The 16,921-nt window shown below is 33.8% G+C and carries 16 protein-coding genes; 10 read left to right on the plus strand and 6 right to left on the minus strand.

Annotated features, from left to right (window positions below):
• Positions 1–83: 83 nt before the first annotated feature.
• From ACFO3N_RS15475 to ACFO3N_RS15500, 6 genes are read left to right on the plus strand one after another with little or no spacing between them, the layout of a single operon-like run.
• Positions 84–2,300 (plus strand): molybdopterin oxidoreductase family protein, encoded by a 2,217-nt coding sequence (locus ACFO3N_RS15475; RefSeq protein WP_379799105.1) that lies wholly within the window; start codon positions 84–86, stop codon positions 2,298–2,300.
• A gap of 19 nt (positions 2,301–2,319) precedes the next feature.
• Positions 2,320–2,889 carry a 4Fe-4S dicluster domain-containing protein gene (locus ACFO3N_RS15480; RefSeq protein WP_379799107.1) on the plus strand — a complete coding sequence of 190 codons (570 nt, stop codon included), beginning with the start codon at positions 2,320–2,322 and terminating at the stop codon, positions 2,887–2,889.
• Between the two features lie 11 nt (positions 2,890–2,900).
• Complete coding sequence (locus tag ACFO3N_RS15485; RefSeq protein ID WP_379799109.1) at positions 2,901–3,410, plus strand: QcrA and Rieske domain-containing protein; 510 nt, start codon at positions 2,901–2,903, stop codon at positions 3,408–3,410.
• 18 nt (positions 3,411–3,428) lie between these two features.
• The gene (locus ACFO3N_RS15490; RefSeq protein WP_095928740.1) at positions 3,429–3,683 is read left to right on the plus strand and encodes a DUF6755 family protein; all 255 of its coding nucleotides are present in this window, start codon (positions 3,429–3,431) and stop codon (positions 3,681–3,683) included.
• Between the two features lie 13 nt (positions 3,684–3,696).
• On the plus strand, positions 3,697–4,716 hold the full coding sequence (locus ACFO3N_RS15495; RefSeq protein ID WP_379799111.1) for a 2-hydroxyacid dehydrogenase: 1,020 nt from the start codon (positions 3,697–3,699) through the stop codon (positions 4,714–4,716).
• Positions 4,717–4,743: 27 nt separating this feature from the next.
• On the plus strand, positions 4,744–5,340 hold the full coding sequence (locus ACFO3N_RS15500; protein WP_379799113.1) for a hypothetical protein: 597 nt from the start codon (positions 4,744–4,746) through the stop codon (positions 5,338–5,340).
• Positions 5,341–5,403: 63 nt separating this feature from the next.
• Here the strand turns inward: ACFO3N_RS15500 and ACFO3N_RS15505 are convergent, their stop codons facing one another.
• From ACFO3N_RS15505 to lysS, 5 genes are all read right to left on the minus strand, one after another.
• Positions 5,404–8,211 carry a VIT domain-containing protein gene (locus tag ACFO3N_RS15505; protein WP_379799115.1) on the minus strand — a complete coding sequence of 936 codons (2,808 nt, stop codon included), beginning with the start codon at positions 8,209–8,211 and terminating at the stop codon, positions 5,404–5,406.
• An 84-nt stretch (positions 8,212–8,295) separates the two neighbouring features.
• On the minus strand, positions 8,296–9,441 hold the full coding sequence (locus ACFO3N_RS15510) for a S1 family peptidase (RefSeq protein WP_379799117.1): 1,146 nt from the start codon (positions 9,439–9,441) through the stop codon (positions 8,296–8,298).
• Positions 9,442–9,785: 344 nt separating this feature from the next.
• A complete protein-coding gene (locus ACFO3N_RS15515) occupies positions 9,786–10,091 on the minus strand; it encodes a type II toxin-antitoxin system RelE/ParE family toxin (RefSeq protein WP_379799119.1) in 306 nt (101 codons plus the stop codon).
• Positions 10,076–10,309 carry a hypothetical protein gene (locus ACFO3N_RS15520; RefSeq protein ID WP_379799121.1) on the minus strand — a complete coding sequence of 78 codons (234 nt, stop codon included), beginning with the start codon at positions 10,307–10,309 and terminating at the stop codon, positions 10,076–10,078. The genes ACFO3N_RS15515 and ACFO3N_RS15520 overlap by 16 nt, the downstream gene beginning before the upstream one ends.
• A gap of 98 nt (positions 10,310–10,407) precedes the next feature.
• The gene (gene lysS, locus ACFO3N_RS15525) at positions 10,408–12,108 is read right to left on the minus strand and encodes a lysine--tRNA ligase (RefSeq protein ID WP_095928745.1); all 1,701 of its coding nucleotides are present in this window, start codon (positions 12,106–12,108) and stop codon (positions 10,408–10,410) included.
• A gap of 293 nt (positions 12,109–12,401) precedes the next feature.
• Between lysS and ACFO3N_RS15530 the strand changes: the two genes are divergently transcribed.
• The 4 genes from ACFO3N_RS15530 to ACFO3N_RS15545 all read left to right on the plus strand — a co-directional run bounded on the left by ACFO3N_RS15530 (position 12,402) and on the right by ACFO3N_RS15545 (position 15,848).
• On the plus strand, positions 12,402–13,205 hold the full coding sequence (locus ACFO3N_RS15530) for a hypothetical protein (RefSeq protein WP_379799124.1): 804 nt from the start codon (positions 12,402–12,404) through the stop codon (positions 13,203–13,205).
• Between the two features lie 69 nt (positions 13,206–13,274).
• The gene (locus ACFO3N_RS15535; protein ID WP_379799126.1) at positions 13,275–14,018 is read left to right on the plus strand and encodes a hypothetical protein; all 744 of its coding nucleotides are present in this window, start codon (positions 13,275–13,277) and stop codon (positions 14,016–14,018) included.
• Positions 14,019–14,023: 5 nt separating this feature from the next.
• Positions 14,024–14,722 carry a lipoyl(octanoyl) transferase LipB gene (gene lipB / locus ACFO3N_RS15540; RefSeq protein WP_095928748.1) on the plus strand — a complete coding sequence of 233 codons (699 nt, stop codon included), beginning with the start codon at positions 14,024–14,026 and terminating at the stop codon, positions 14,720–14,722.
• Between the two features lie 274 nt (positions 14,723–14,996).
• Positions 14,997–15,848: a nuclear transport factor 2 family protein gene (locus ACFO3N_RS15545; protein WP_379799128.1), complete on the plus strand. Its 852-nt coding sequence runs from the start codon at positions 14,997–14,999 to the stop codon at positions 15,846–15,848.
• 30 nt (positions 15,849–15,878) lie between these two features.
• Here the strand turns inward: ACFO3N_RS15545 and ACFO3N_RS15550 are convergent, their stop codons facing one another.
• Positions 15,879–16,544: a ribonuclease HII gene (locus tag ACFO3N_RS15550; RefSeq protein WP_379799130.1), complete on the minus strand. Its 666-nt coding sequence runs from the start codon at positions 16,542–16,544 to the stop codon at positions 15,879–15,881.
• Between the last annotated feature and the right edge of the window lie 377 nt (positions 16,545–16,921).

Raw genomic sequence — 16,921 nt, forward strand, 5'->3', positions numbered from 1 at the left:
TTATAGTTTCAGGTTTCAGGTTTCAAGTTTCGTCGCAGAACGTGAAACTTGAAACTTGAAACAAAAAAATAACAAAAAAAATCATGGCAAAACTACCTGTATCAACTGAAAAAATAATTGAAGCATTTGGTCCGCATCTGAATTATACGCCAAAAGAAGGATATTCAGGACGTGATGAACCAGATAAAACGGTTAAAACGCATTGCTGTTTCTGCGGCATGCAGTGCGGTATTCAATTATCTGTAAAAGACAATAAAGTGGTTGGTTTTGAGCCTTGGATGGAATTTCCGTTCAACGAAGGGCGTTTGTGTCCAAAAGGTGTTCAGCGCTATATGCAGAACAATCATCCCGACCGATTATTGCATCCAATAAAAAGAGTAGAGGGCAAAGGTTTTGAACAAACTACTTGGGATGAAGCAATGGATAAAACCGTTTCTGAAATCAAAAGAATTCAGGAAAAATATGGGAAACATGCGTTTTCGATGTTGTCTGGAGTTTCGCTTACCAACGAAAAAAGTTATTTGGTTGGGAAGTTTGCTAGAGTAGCTTTAAAAACAAGAAATTTAGATTACAACGGACGCCTTTGCATGGTAAGTGCTGGCGCAGGAAATAAAAAAGCATTTGGTTTAGATCGCGCTTCAAACAATTATTCCGATTTAGAATATGCTGAGGTTATTATAGTGGCTGGAGCGAATATCAGCGAAACGTTTCCCACTTTAACCCATTGGATTTGGAAAGCCAGAGACCGAGGTGCAAAGCTGATTGTTGTTGATCCGCGTGTTATTCCGTTAGCAAGAACGGCCGATATTCATTTGGATGTAAGGCCAGGAACTGATTCTGCTTTGTATGGTGCAATGCTGAAATATCTCGTAGATCACGATATGTTAGATCATGATTTTATTGATAATCATACTTCAGGATTTCAAGAAACGATTGATGCTGTAAAAGAGTATACGTTAGAATGGGCCGAAGAGATTACAGGAATTGCAAAAGAAAAAATTAAAGAAGCGGCCGAATTATGGGGAAAAGCAAAAACGAGTTTTTTACTGCACGCAAGAGGAATCGAACATCACTCAAAAGGTGTCGATAATGTTTTGGGATGCATTAATCTGGTTTTGGCAACTGGAAGAATTGGAAGACCCTATTGCGGTTACGGAACGATTACCGGACAAGGAAATGGTCAGGGTGGAAGAGAGCACGGTCATAAATGTGATCAGCTGCCTGGAAATCGTGATATAGAAAATATGGATCATCGAAAATACATTGCCGATGTCTGGAAAATTAAGGAAGAAGATATGCCGCATAAAGGCATTACAGCTTATGAAATTATAGAAGCGATCCATAGCGGTGAAATAAAAGGATTGATTTCGATTTGTTTTAATCCGTTAGTATCTCTTCCAAACAATAATTATGTGCGTTCTGCTCTTGAAAAATTAGAGTTTTATGTTGCGATAGATTTCTTTTTGAATGAAACTGCCCGTCATGCGGATATTGTTTTAGCGGGTTCATTGCAGGAAGAAGAGGAAGGAACAACAACTTCAGCTGAAGGACGAGTTATCCGAATTCGGCAAGCTGTAACACCTCCGGGAGACGCCAGAACCGATACTTCAATATTATTAGAATTGGCCAAAAGGTTAGGGGAGGAAGATAAGTTTACCTACGCTGACAGCGAAGCCATTTTTAATGAATTGCGTGTTGCTTCAAAAGGAGGAACAGCAGATTACAACGGAATTACCTATAAAAAAGTAGAAGATAATATGGGTGTTTTCTGGCCATGTCCAACCGAAGATCATCCTGGAACGCCAAGATTATGGGAAGATAAAAAGTTTGCAACTCCAGACGGAAAAGCACATTTTAATCCTGCTCCTTATAAATTGCCAGGAGAAATTACAGATGAAGAATATCCGATAATATTAACTACGGGACGAGTTGTGTCTCAGTATTTAAGCGGAACACAAACAAGAAGAATCGGAAAACTGGTAGATCAGTTTCCAGAACCATTGTTGGAAATTCATCCGGAAATGGCTCAGAAATATAATATTCAGCAGAGAGAACTAGTAAAAGTTTCTACGCGAAGAGGCGAAGGAATTTTCCCAGCCAATATTGTAGAAACCATCCGAAAAGATACTGTTTTTGTACCGTATCATTGGCCAGGGAAAAAATCTGCCAATCAGTTAACGCCGGGAACTTTAGATCCTATTTCTAAAATTCCAGAGTTCAAAGTTTGTGCTTGTAAGCTGGAACCTTTGGGAGAAATCGAAAATTCATCAGACAAATCAAATGCTTATGCAAGTGTTTAATCTATAAAAAGCAACAATTATGAATTTGACTAATTATAATAAAAACGAAGAGTTTTTTGTAGACTTACAAAGATGCATAGGCTGCAAAGCGTGCGAGATGGCCTGTTCTGAATGCGAAACCAATGGCCAAGAATCGATGATTCATGTTAATTATGTAGAGCGTGCCGTTACCATTCAGACCACAGTTCAGGTTTGCATGCATTGTGAAGATCCAGTTTGTGCCAATGTTTGTCCAGCTGATGCGATTTCGCAAGATGAATTCGGAGTAGTTCATACTGCAAATACAGAACGCTGTATTGGATGTTCCAATTGTGTGATGGCTTGTCCGTTTGGAGTTCCGAAGAAAATGGAAGAATACGATTTAATGATGAAATGCAATATGTGCTACGATAGAACGAGCGTTGGCAAAAAGCCAATGTGCGCTACGGTTTGCCCAAGCGGTGCATTATTTTATGGTACTCGTGCTCAAATCGAAGAAATGCGTCCAAATAGTACGCCTGTAAATTCATTTTTATTTGGAAAAGAGCGTGTAAATACAAAAGTAAATATCATGATGCCGAAGGGAAGCAACGAATTACGAATATTCTAAATCTAAAATCCATGTCTAAAGAAGATAATTTAAAAGAAAATTGGAAAAAAGATTTTCCTTATAAAAAGCAGGAATCGACACAAGTTAGCCGACGTGATTTTGCTAAATTCCTTACGCTGGTTTCTGGTGGTTTAATGGTGGGTAGCGGATTGGTAGCGGCAAAAGCCTATTTACTGCCAGCTGATGAAGTGATGGGCGAACATTTTGTATGCGATGTAAAAGATATTCCGTTAGGCGGAACGAGAGGTTTTGTGATTGAAGGAAGTACCATTCCGTATATTTTAGTGCATTTAGAAAGTGGCATGTTTAGAGCTTTTGAACAAAAATGTACACATCTTTCGTGTGCCGTTTATTACAAACCGGGAACAGGAATTATTCATTGTCCTTGTCATGAAGGTTCTTTTGATGCTTTGACCGGAGATGTTATTGCAGGACCTCCGCCAAGAGCGTTGCCTCAGTTGGAAGTAGTTTTAAAAGGAGAAAAGATTTTTGTAAAAGCTTTTGAAAATAGAGCGAGTTAATTGTTTAAGAAATATATTATGAGTACATTTAGAAAAAGCCAAAATCAGGCAAATCCAAATAAGTTGAATGTTATTCTTTCTACTTTAATATTTGTTTTAATCTTAAATGTAAGCATCCAAATTTGGTTGTTGTATGCCGCTTTAAACAATGCATTAGATAATAATAAAGAGATTTTGATTCCAGCATTTATAGGTTCGCTTATTTTATTTTTAATTGGTTTTGGATGGCTGTATTATCTGCCAAAAGGGAATTTTAGAAATAATAAAACATAAATAATTCACTATTATGAGCTTAAATCTTGGCGCAAAAAAAATCGCTTTTTTCTCGACCCAGCCTTACGACAAAACGTTTTTCAATAAATACAATGAAGATTTTGGTTTTCAGCTGGACTTTTTTGAAACACAGTTAAATCCGCAGACTGTTGCTTTAATCGAAGAATGCGAGATTGTTTGTGTTTTTGTAAATGATATTATAAACGAAACGGTTATTAAACAATTAGCAGAAAAAAAAGTAAAAATAATTGCTTTACGTTGCGCTGGTTTTAATAATGTCGATTTAGAAGCGGCTAAAAAACACCACATAAAAGTTTGCCGAGTTCCTGCATATTCTCCTCAAGCGGTTGCCGAACATGCTATGGCAATGATTTTAACTTTAAACAGAAAAACACACAAAGCTTATAATAGAGTTCGCGAACAGAATTTCTCTTTAAACGGATTATTAGGTTTCGATTTATTCGGAAAAACAATTGGAATTATAGGAACTGGAAATATAGGAAAAGCATTTTCTAAAATAGCATTAGGTTTTGGCTGTAAAGTTTTGGCGTATGATATTGTTGAAAGTGATGAAATGAAAAAAGACGGCGTTTCTTTTGTTGGTTTAGAAGAGATCTTCAAGGCGAGTGATATTATTTCGTTGCATTGCCCTTTAAACGATCAGACGAAACATGTAATCAATAAAACTTCACTGACTTTCATGAAAGACAGTGTTATGATTATCAATACGAGCCGCGGCGGATTAATAGAAACATCGTCGGTTATTGAAGGCTTAAAAGAAGGGAAAATAGGTTATTTAGGAATTGACGTTTACGAACAAGAAGAAAAATTATTCTTTAGAGATTTATCGGCAGACATTATTCAAGATGACGCGATTCAGCGTTTAATGAGTTTTCCGAATGTATTGGTAACAGCGCATCAAGCATTTTTTACCAACGAAGCTTTAACTCAAATTGCATTGGTGACTTTCAATAATATAAAATCATTATTGACGCAGAATGATATAGAAAATAAAGCAGCATTGTTAGTGTAAATTATCATGAATTTAAAACATCAGATTATGAAAAATGGAATTCTGATTTTAATTGCGATTTTGGCATTATCTTCTTGCCAAAACAAAGACAATTCAAAAAATATTGTAAAAACAATTGTTCAAGATACCTTGTCTAAAACTCTTGGCGGAACGGCCGATTTAAGTGAAGTTTCCGAGAAAAATAATAAAGAAGTAGAATTAATTCGAAAACAATTGTTGGTTTTATTGAAGAAAGATCTGCCCGCAATGGCAAAAGAAGATAGGTTTTTCTATTATGAAGCTTTCGATTTAAATAACGATAAGAAAGAGGAGTATTTTGTTGGTTTTTCAAATTCTTATTTCTGCGGAAGCGGAGGCTGTTCAGGTTATATTTTGAAGAATGAAGGTATGGTAATCAATCGTTTCACTGTGACCGATTTTCCAATTTATGTAACCACTTCATCAAATGAAAAATTTTATGATTTGATATTTGAAAGCGGAGGAAAATTTCATCTTCTAAAAATGAAAGGTGGGAAATATCCGTCTAATCCTTCAGTTCAAGAAGTTATAAAAGGAGATGTTCCAAAAGAGAGTACAAAGGTTTTGGATATTCAAGGAAAGAAATTGGAGAAATATTCGTTTTAAAAATAAAAAACCCGACAGATTTTAAAAACTGTCGGGTTTGAATATTTGTAAGCTTTGTAATTCCTAAAACTCAAATTCTCCAATTAAAATTTTACTATCACTTTCACGTTTGTTTTCTTTTTGACTTTGGAAAACAGCAATTTTTCGTTCCTGTCTGCCATCAGAATAGTAAAGATAAACTTCTGCCATTACAGTGGTTGGTCCAGAAAGAATATTCTGTCTCTCACCGAAGAAATTCGTTTTGATTTTATATTTCCCTTTGATCGCTTTTTTAAGTAAAAATTGTTCAGGGCCGAAACCTTGGGTGAAATCGTTGCTTAATCTTCCTCCAATTTCGGTAGATTTATGCGAGTACGAACAATCTTCTCCTCTTGGATCTGTAACCCAAAGATCTATGTCTGTATTGTCTTTATTCCAGTTAATAACAATGCGAATGTCGACTGGAAGATTTGCTTTTAAACGATCATCAACTTTGCTTGCATCAACATTTTTGTTTTGGCTCAAAATATTATTGATTTCCATTATCAAGATTTCTTCAATACCATTATCTCTCACAGAAATCTCATCGGTATATTCCTGATACAGCATGCCTTTATAAATATTAAGAGCTTCTTGAGGTTTTTTATTGTCTACCAAAGCCAATGCATAATCTCTATGACTTTGAGGATCAAATGGTCTCCATTCTAGAATTTTTTGGGTAATCCACAATTCTTTTTCATAATTACCTCTTTGTTTCAATAAGTAAGAGATCGTTTTGTACAATTCTTCATTTTCCAAATCAAGTTCTGCCAGTGTGCTTAAAACCTTTAAAGAAAGTGCTTTGTCTCCTTTTTTGAAAAGCAATTTAGAAACATCAAAATAATACGTTACCTGTTTCTCGTATTTCGGACGATTTTCAAGATATTTCTGGTAGATCAATTCAGGTGATTGTAAAGACTGAAAATCTTTCATATACTCTTGAGTACTTTCTACATCTACCAAAGTTATTTTACCTGTAGCTGTTTTTTTGTCGCCTACTCTACTTTCTGCAGAATGTACAGCATTATCGCTAACAACACTTTCTTCTGCCGATGACAATTTTTGTGACTGCTTAGAAATGGTAGGATACTGTTTTTTTTCTGTAGGTTTAAATTCGCTATTCCACCAAGTTGTCAATTCTCGTGTTTTATCAAAAGCTTTAGATAGAAGATTTCTTCTTTTTTCTAATATTTGTTTTTTGTTTTGCGAAACGATTTTGTTGTATTCTGGCAATAATTCCTGTGGAGGTGTGATGCCAAAACGCACATAATCATTAACATCTTCCAATACGATAAGACTAGTGTTCTTGCTTACAACCCCAAACTGTTCGCTCAGATTTCTAATTTCATCGCTGTTTTGTGTTGAATTAAGTTCAAGATCATTAATTTTTCGTTGCGCCCAAAATTGTGCAAGAGGCCAATTGTCTACTTGTACAGCGTTATTAAAATCTACAGGCACTTCAAATTTTTTATCTCCTACTGAGAAAACAGCAGTAAGTTTATTCAAGTTTGAAGATGAAATTCCGAATAGGTTCACTGGTTCGTTTACGGCAGTTCCAACATTTGGAAACAATTCTTGAAGCGTATTGGTTTCTTTAAAACCTAAAAATAAAATAGGAAGTCTTTTATATGTTTTAAGAGCAGATTGCGTATCTAATTCGTTAAGATTGATAAAATTTCCTCCAGATTGTGATGCTAAAAGTTTCAGCAGATTAAAATCAGAAGTTGGTGTGCTCGTTACAGTGTTGACCGGTTTTTTGAATTTTAAAGTTAAATCTCCAAAATTTGAAATTCCGTCAGAAAACAAAAGATATTCGTCTATTGATGAAATTTCTTTTAAAGCGCCAAAATCAGTTCCACCGTCATATTTCAGATTAAGAATTCTGTCTTTTAAGGCATTCCAGTTCCCTCCAGAAACAGTAAATTCTTCTGTTTTTTCAAGGACATTATTTAAAAGAACAAAAGAGACTGCAACATTTTTGTTGTCTGAAAAATAAGCATTAAGAAAGTCAAGTTCTTTTTGGCGATCTCTCTTTGATCCGCTAAATGAATTATCCCAAATAATAGCAATTTTTTGAGATTTTGCTTTTTCCTTTACAGGGAAATTCATCGCAACACTTGCCGTAAAATAAGATTTATCGTCAGAAGCTTTTTGAAACATCACATTAGACGATTCGTTTACTTTTGGAATAGCTATTTTAAGGCTTTCATTTGGCGTAAAATTTACTTTATTAATTTCAGCAACCCATTGATTCCCTTTTTTCTGAAAAGTAAAACTTCCATCTGGATTTTCCGTAATTTTAGGAGTGGCTAAACTTTCATTAACTATTACTTTCAGATTAAATTTTGGGATATTAACCGCATTGGCAAAGCTTAAAAAATACTGATAATCAGTAGCCGAATTTTTCAATTCCTGATTGTACGTAATTCTAATAAATCTGCTGCCTCTAGCTGTAATGGGATAAATTCTAGTTCTAAAATTGTTTCCAGCTACTTTTTCAATAATACCTGGATCTACATTTCTTTTTTCAATACTTTCAAATACCTCTTTAGCTCGTTCTTTTGGAACAGGAACAGCATCTCTTAGGCTTCCATTAATGTCTAAAGCATAACCACTGACACTTACTCCTTCTGGCAACGGAAGGGTAAAATTTCCTTCTAAAATTCTGTCCCCAGGATTGTAAAATGTATAAGTAGCTGTAGTTGAAGCAAGATTTCCTAAAATTTTGGTTTCAATTTTTACCTCCTGTAAGATTACCGAATTTTTTTTCTGATTTTCGACATCCAGAGTTGGAATCTGTGAAAAAGCGGCACCACAGAACAGTAGTGCACAGATGCTAAAAAATTTATTCATAATTGATTAAGTCGATTTTTTTATTTGATTGGAAATGTGAAAACCCGATTAGATTTAAGCGTCTTTTTTTTGGATTTCTTCAAATTAGAGTGCTTGAATATGCTTAGCTACAATTCCAAAGTTGAAACCCTGAACCTGATCGAATCCACTGAAATTAACTGCAATAAGTTGGCCACATTCATTAAAAACAGGCGATCCACTAGCACCATGTGTAGAAGTTATACTGTATTGAATTTTGTTGCCATCAGATTCTTTACTTATTTGGCCATTGTAAAGCTGCACTTTTATGCCAGAATTGGTTTGTGCCAAATCTATTCCCATCGGATAGCCCACCATTATCGCTTTTTGCCCTGGAGCTAGAGAAGTATCATTTTCAACAATATTGTCAAGACTTATAATATTGGTAACGGTTTGAGGGGTTTTATGATCAGCTACTTGCAAAATACCTAAATCAATATTGCTGTCATCTGAAACTTTTTTCATTTCACAATTAATCCATTCGCTATCAGAATTATGAAGTGCAACTTGAATGTCTACCGTTTTTACATACACTTCAATATTTTCTGCAGAAACATATTCTTTCACTGGAATAGATGCTGCTATATCAGTTGATACTTGCGATGTATCTGTTTCTGTTTCATTAGAACTAACAAATTCTTCACCTGCTGACTCACTAGTTTCTTCGCTCGATTCTTCATATTCTCCCTCTCCTTCACCTTCATCATACGAGACTGAAGCATGTGACCAATTGTTGCTAATAAAACTTTCATAATCCTCTTCAGAAACATCGGTAGTAAGGATAGAAGCAATCTTCATTCGTAGATTTCGAATAGTAGTATTTACTTTTTCACTTTCTTCTTCAGTTGAATTCCAAGGCTGTAAAACATGTCTATTGGTAATCATGTCTCCTTCTGTATCTACAAAAAAGCCTGTTCCGTAAATGGTTTCTTCCTTAGCATCTTCAACATTAAGCGGAATTTCTTTTCCATTAATTTTAGCAAAATAGCCATATTTATGCTTTACAAGTACAACGGCGTTTTTGTAGGTATCATAGATTTTGGTATCTGTGCCTAAACAAACTGCTTCTTTTTTAGGAGTAAAATATTTAAATCCTAAAAATCCTGCAGCTGAAATAAAGATAACAGCGATGATAGCAATTTTGTAACGATTTCTTTTTTTGTTGACTGTTGTTTCTAAGTCTTCGTTTGGGGCGATTTTTCTAATTTTCATTTAAAGGATTGGTTGAAAAATGTTAATTGAATGGGTTTGGGTTAAAAAAAAAATAGACTTTACATAAAGTCTATTTTTTCTTCAAATGTAGTAATTTGTTTGCTAAAAAAAAGCAAAAACAGAATCAATTAAATATACAATGCCAACCGAATTTTGTTTTGTTTTTTAATGTTATAGCAAGGTTTGTGAAAGTATTTTTTTGTAAAACAATTTAGAAAAAGTAAAGTGTTGTTTTTCAGTTTTTTAAGTGAAATTTTTGATTTTTGTTTTAAATGTGATAGAAGAAGTATTCGTTAAAAAAAAGAAACGCGACAGGTTTTTAAAACCTGTCGCGTTTTCTATGATTACTTCTTTAGAATTTTAGAAAGGATTTTTGGATTTCGTCTATTATCCCAAAATGCTATAACGATCAATTCTTTTGAGGTTGTTTTATAAAAGATATTATAATGTCCTAATGTTGAGGTTCTGATGTCGGGAAAGGTGGTTTTAACGTAAATTTCCGGATTGTCAACTAGGAACTTAGTTCTTTGTGTTATTTCCGAAATTAATTTTCTTGAATACGTTTTTGATTTGTTTCTTTTATTCCAATAATTCAATATTTTTCTTCTTTGATTAACTGCAGTATTAGTCCAAATTATTCTGACAGCCATTCTAGATCTTCCCTGTCTAAATCTTCTTGAGAAATTATTCTTCCATATTTTATGTCTTCTTCACTTTCTTTCAGCATATCCAATTCATATTGATCAAATTGATAAACATCTGTAGAGTCTGCATTTTTTAGAAGATTTCTTATCTTCTCTAATAGACTGACATCCTCAATATTTTTTAGTTTATCAAAGATTTCTAATTTTATTTCTAAAGTGCTCATAATAATGCATTTTAATTAATCAAAGTTATGTAAATAAAACGAAAAACCCGATAAGTTATAAACCTATCGGGCTGTATTTATAATAAAATAGGACAAATTTACCCCACTAATTCTACAAATTTAAATTCACCTTCAACAGCAACTTTAGTCAAACCGTGTTTAGATAAGTTTTTCATAGATGCATCCCATTTTTTACCACTTAAATTTGCAGTAATTTTTAATTGCTGAAGATCCATTTTATTATCATTTCCTTTCAATAAATCTACAATGAATTTTTCTTCATCAGAAAGTTCAATTAGTTGTTTTTTCTCAGGACGCATTTGAGGGAACAATAAAACTTCTTGAATAGAGGCGTTGTTTGTTAAATACATAATCAAACGATCCATTCCAATTCCCATTCCAGAAGTAGGAGGCATACCGTATTCAAGAGCTCTTAAGAAATCTTCATCGATAATTCCGTTTGCTTCATCATCACCTTTTGCAGCCAAACGCATTTGATCTTCAAAACGTTCTCTTTGATCAATTGGATCATTTAATTCAGAATACGCATTTGCGATTTCTTTTCCGCAAACCATTAATTCAAAACGCTCCGTCAAATCTGGATTATCGCGGTGCTCTTTACAAAGCGGAGACATTTCTTTTGGATAATCTGTAATGAAAGTTGGCTGAATATAATTTCCTTCACATTTAGCTCCAAAAATCTCATCAATTAATTTTCCTTTACCCATTGTTTCGTCAACCTCGATTCCCATTCCTCTTGCAGCTTCAAACAATTCTTGTTCTGTTTTTCCTGAGATATCAAAACCTGTAAAATGTTTGATAGAATCTGTCATTGTAACACGTGCATAAGGCGCTTTAAAGTTGATTTTGTGCTCGCCAAAAGTAACTTCGCTTGTACCATTTACAGCAATTGCACAATGCTCCAATAAACCTTCAGCAAACTCCATCATCCAGTTGTAGTCTTTGTAAGCTACATATATTTCCATTGCAGTAAACTCAGGGTTATGTGTTCTGTCCATACCTTCGTTACGGAAGTTTCTAGAGAACTCATAAACACCTTCAAATCCACCAACAATTAATCTTTTTAAATACAACTCATTTGCAATACGCATGTAAAGCGGAATATCAAGCGAGTTATGGTGCGTAATAAATGGTCTTGCCGAAGCACCACCAGGAATTGATTGTAAAACCGGAGTGTCAACTTCCAAATATCCTGCATCGTTAAAATAACCACGCATCGCACTGAATAATTTAGTACGTTTGATGAACGTTTCTTTAACTTGTGGGTTTACTGTTAAATCTACATAACGCATTCTGTAACGTAACTCAGCATCATTAAATGCGTCGTGAACATTTCCTTCTTCGTCAACTTTTGGCAACGGAAGCGGACGTAAAGTTTTACTCAAGAAAGTAAAACCAGAAACACGAATACATTTTGCACCAACTTGTGTAGTAAACAATTCACCTTCAATACCAATAAAATCACCTAAATCGGTTAATTTTTTGAATACTTGATTGTATAAAGTTTTATCGTCACCTTCACACAAAACATCACGATTTACGTACAATTGAATACGTCCTTCGCTATCTTGCAACTCAGCAAAACAAGCTTTACCTTGATCACGAACACTCATCAAACGACCCGCAACGATAACCTTCTTACCCTCTTCAAATGACTCCTTTATCTGCTTAGATGTATGATTTACAGGAAAAAGATTAGCCGGATAAGGATTGATTCCTAAGTTGCGTAAGTTTTGAAGTTTTTCTCTTCTGATGATTTCTTGTTCTGATAATGCCATTTTTGCTTTATTTTTTTAAGTGTGCAAAGATAAAGAAAAGAATGTAGATTTTTTAATGCAGTTTTTAGATTTTTTGCAGCATCAAATTATTGGGTTTCAATCAACTTTAGTCGGCACCGATAGCTGTTGGGATAAACTTGTTTCTAACAAATGTAAAATATGCTCTAATATCAAGTTGTTCATTTACAGGGTTTGGATAAAGCCTTAAATGACAAATTTGAAGTTGTTTTAAAATGAAACTAAAATAATTCTTAAAAGAAAGTATCTTCGCTTGAATAACTTAAACCTCAATTATGAAAAAAACTCTACTTTGCTTTTTTATTGCATTTTGTTTTACTAGCTGTATCCTTAAAGAAAAGATGACTATGAACGAAGATGGTTCTGGAACTTTTTCTTACGGTTTTGATATGTCTCCGATGTATAAAATGGGGATGAAAAAAAGTGATTCGACTAAAGTCAATAAAGTCGTAGACACTACTTTTACCTTCAAAGATATGCTTAACAAGTTAAGCGACAGTATTTCTAAATTACCAGATGCGGATAAAGAGAAAATCGAGATGCTGGAGAAAGAAAAAGAGAAACTTAAAATTTTGGAGAATTTTAAAGTTAGTATGAAAGTAAACGACGAAAAACAGCAATTTGAATACACTATGGCAATTGATTTTCCTAGTGGAACAGATTTTAAAACTATTGCAACACCTGCCGAAAGTTTAGAAGCGCTGGCTGCGACAGATAAAAAGAGATTAGGAGCTTTAAGTGCTGCGCCAAAGCCAGAAGAAAAGTCTAATACCACCATTTTTTATGATGGTAAGGTTTTCATTAAAACGGTTACTCCTTCGAAAGACGATAAAAAAGTTAAAAAGAAAAAAGAAAACAAGAAAGATAAAAGCGACGATCCATTCTCTAAAAAAATGGAAGAAATGATGAAAGAATGTAAATATACCGCTGAGTATCAATTTCCAAAAAAGATTAAAACAGTTTCGCTTAAAAATGCAGTACTAACAAAAGATAGAAAAGGTTTTACTGTAGAAGTTCCTTTGGATAATATGCAGGAGAGTAGTGTAGATTTTGGTTTTAAAGTAGAATTTGAGCAATAATTCGAGGTTTTCGATAAAATGTGTTTTTAAAAAATAGTCTTTGTATCTTTGATAAAAAATAGAACATTAATGAAACTATATAAACTACTTAGTTTTTCTTTTTTAATAGCGACTTTAACTAGCTGTACTTTCACTGAGAATATTTACATAAACGATAACGGAACTGGGAAATTCTCTGTAGATATGGATGGTTCTGCTTTAATGGAAATGGCTGGTGATCAGATTGCTGGGCAAATGGGAGACAACAAAAAAGATATTGATACTACTTTTACTTTCAAAAAAGTGTTTGAAGATAAAAAGGACAGTATTGCCAAGTTGTCGCCAGAAACCCAAAAACAACTTAAAAAACTGGAGAGTTATATTGTATCAACGAAAATAAGTTCGGAGAAAAAGCAGTTTTTAATGAAAATGTCGACTGATTTTAAAAATGTAAACGAACTTCAGGATATTTTGCAGACATTAGGTACACTGCAAAAATTAGAAGGAGGCACAAATCCTATGGGAAGCGGTTTCGGAGATAATGGCAGTAAATTAAGTTATACTTATGACGGAAAGAAATTTACAAGAAAAGCAGTAGTCGATGAGCAGAAAAAGGCGGCAAAGGCAAAAGATTCGGCTGGAGATATGTCTAAAATGATGTTTGCTTCGTCTAGCTATATTGTAAAATATCACTTTCCAAAAAAAATTAAGAAAGTCTCTAATCCAACAGCTTTGTTTAGCGACGATCGAAAATCGATTACAATTCAATACTCTTTTACGGATTATATGGAGAATCCCGACAAACTGAACTTTGATGTTGAGTTTGAAAAATAATTAAAATGAACAAAAAAATCCAACTTCAGGATCTGGGCAATAAAGATTATAAATCGACTTGGGAATATCAAGAAGAAATCTTTAAGGATATAGTTGATTTAAAAATCAAGAACAGAAGAGAAGAACTAGATCTGCCAACGCCAAATTATTTGCTTTTTGTTGAGCATCCGCATGTTTATACTTTAGGAAAAAGCGGTGATCTTGAAAATTTACTATTAAACGAAAAACAGCTCGAAGCCAAAGGAGCGACTTTTTATAAAATCAACCGAGGTGGAGATATTACCTATCATGGACCCGGACAGATTGTAGGCTATCCGATTTTAGATTTAGAAAACTTCTTTACTGATATCCATAAATACCTGCGTTTATTAGAAGAATCCATAATTCTGACTTTGGCAGAATACGGATTAGAATCGGGCAGGAGTGAAGGAGAAACGGGAGTCTGGCTTGGTGCAGGAACTCCGTTTGCACGTAAAATCTGTGCAATGGGCGTTCGCGCCTCACGCTGGGTTACTATGCACGGATTTGCTTTAAACGCAAATGTCGATTTAGGATATTTTGACAATATTATTCCGTGTGGAATTCGTGGAAAAGGCGTTACTTCTTTAAACGTAGAACTTGGAGTAGAAAAAGTAGATGAAGAAGAAGTAAAAGCTAAAATCATCAAACATTTAACTGAGCTGTTCGAAGCCGAATTTGTTTAAAAAATGATTGCTAATAAAAAGTAACCCGTTTCAAGCGTCGATTTTGAAACGGGTTTTTTATTTTGAGTGATGAATTGAATAATAAATCAGGCTTGTTTTTTTAATAGAAAGCAGTTTTTTTCTTAAATTTATATTCAAAAAACGGAAAAACCATTTCGCAAAAGTTAAGATTTTGAAGGGATGGCAAATTCTACACTTCTTGTAGTTCTCTTAGCTATTTATGCTAAATTTGGTTTTGTACTATTAAATTTAAATTTATTCTAACTGATTGCTTATGAGAAAAATCTACTTATTCTGTTTTCTTTTTGTGCTTAATGGTCTTTTTGCCCAAAAGAAAGATAAATTATATCCCGTTGCCGTTTATGAAAAAGTGTGGCAGGAAAAAAACAGCGATACCAGATTAAAGATGATTAAATCAATCTGGTTAGAAGATAGTACTTTTGAAGATCCTTCGGCTTCTATAAAAGGAACTGCTGCGTTTAATAATGTTATCAACGAATTTTACAAGAAAAACCCAGATGCCGTTTTAACTTCGGGAGCCAAAATTGTAAAAGATAATTATGTCACCTGGGAATGGAAAATTTTCGATTCTAAAAATAACCTTATCATGGCTGGCCGCGACTTTGCGCGTTTGAATGGAAAAGGTCAAGTAAGTAAAATTATTGGTTTTTGGGATAAAGGAGCAGCGCCCTCTGAAGCAGATGTTTTGAAAAATCTGGAAGCTGATAATTTGAAAGTAGTAGCAAAATATTACGAAAGTCTTTTTAAAACAAGAGATTTTGATGCTTTAGGAGCTTTAATTGCAGACGGAGCCGTTTATAATCAAGCTGTAGGTTTGCCTTATGGAGGAACTTATATTGGTTTTAGCGAATGGACTAAAATGTTTACAAAATCGACTGAGTTTTTTGATTTGCAAATAGAAAAAGAACCCGTTTATTTTAGCGATGCTTCCAAAAATGAAGTAGTCATTTATTTTACGATAAACTGTAGATCTAAGAAATCAGGCAAAACAATGTCAGTTCCGATTTCAGAACATTTTGATTTGAAGGATGGTAAAATTACTGCCATAAGGTCTTTTTATTATGATACCAAAACATTTGCAGAATTCTTAAAAAGTAAAAAATAAAAAAAACGACCTATTGAATAGGTCGTTTTTTTATGGAAATAAATCGAGTTCTAATTGCTCGGGTAAGAGTCTAAAACTCATTCTGTGATATTTTGTGGTTCCAAATTCTTTAATGGCTTCACGGTGTTCTTTGGTTGGATATCCTTTGTTCTGTTTCCAGTTGTACATTGGAAATTCTTCGTGAATTTGATCCATGTATTCATCACGATACGTTTTTGCTAAAACAGACGCAGCAGCAATGCTTAAGTATTTCCCATCGCCTTTTATAATACTTTGATTCGGAATCGATTTTAAAAGTGCAATTTCATCGTCAGAAAACTGTTTTCCAAAATTATTTTTTAGTCCCAGTTTAGCATTCAAAGAGCGGTTCCCGTCCACAATAATATATTCGGGAACGTGTTTTAATTTTAAAATACATTCCTGCATTCCCTTCATTGAAGCATTTAGAATGTTTATTTCGTCAATTTCGTCGGGAAACAAATGCGTAACGGCAAAACATAGGGCTTCTTTTTCTATAATAGGTCTTAAAAGCGCTCTTGTTTTTTCAGAAAGCTGCTTACTGTCATTCAGAATTTTATTTTCAAAATTTTCGGGTAAAATTATGGCAGCGGCAGTAACTGGACCAGCTAGACATCCTCTTCCGGCTTCATCAGTTCCAGTTTCTAAAACAAATCCTGAGAAATTTTTTTCGAGCATTTTTTTTAGGTTTTAAAAAGGCAAATATTGTACTTTTTTTTCTAAAAAGCGTTAAATAGATTCAAATGAATACAATCAATAATTGCTCTTTTAGAGCAATCCTATCAGGGAGTAATACGGTTAGAAATTACGCTATTTTTTAAATTGACTATAAGTATGCGATATTGGTTAAAAACCCGCGAAAACACTTGGTTTTTATGATTTTTTTTATGAAATGAATAATTGGTGATTTTCTAAAAATGTATTCTAAAAAGATGAAATCAAGGATTTTTGTAACTTGGAAGAATTGATTTACAAATTATTACGATTTGATGATGAAAAGCAAATTAAAAATTTGTCAAATACAACATTTTCAGTCAAGAATGTTTTATTTAATC

The organism is Flavobacterium chungangensis, assembly GCF_042654045.1.
In the GTDB taxonomy this organism is placed as follows: Bacteria; Bacteroidota; Bacteroidia; order Flavobacteriales; family Flavobacteriaceae; genus Flavobacterium; species Flavobacterium chungangensis.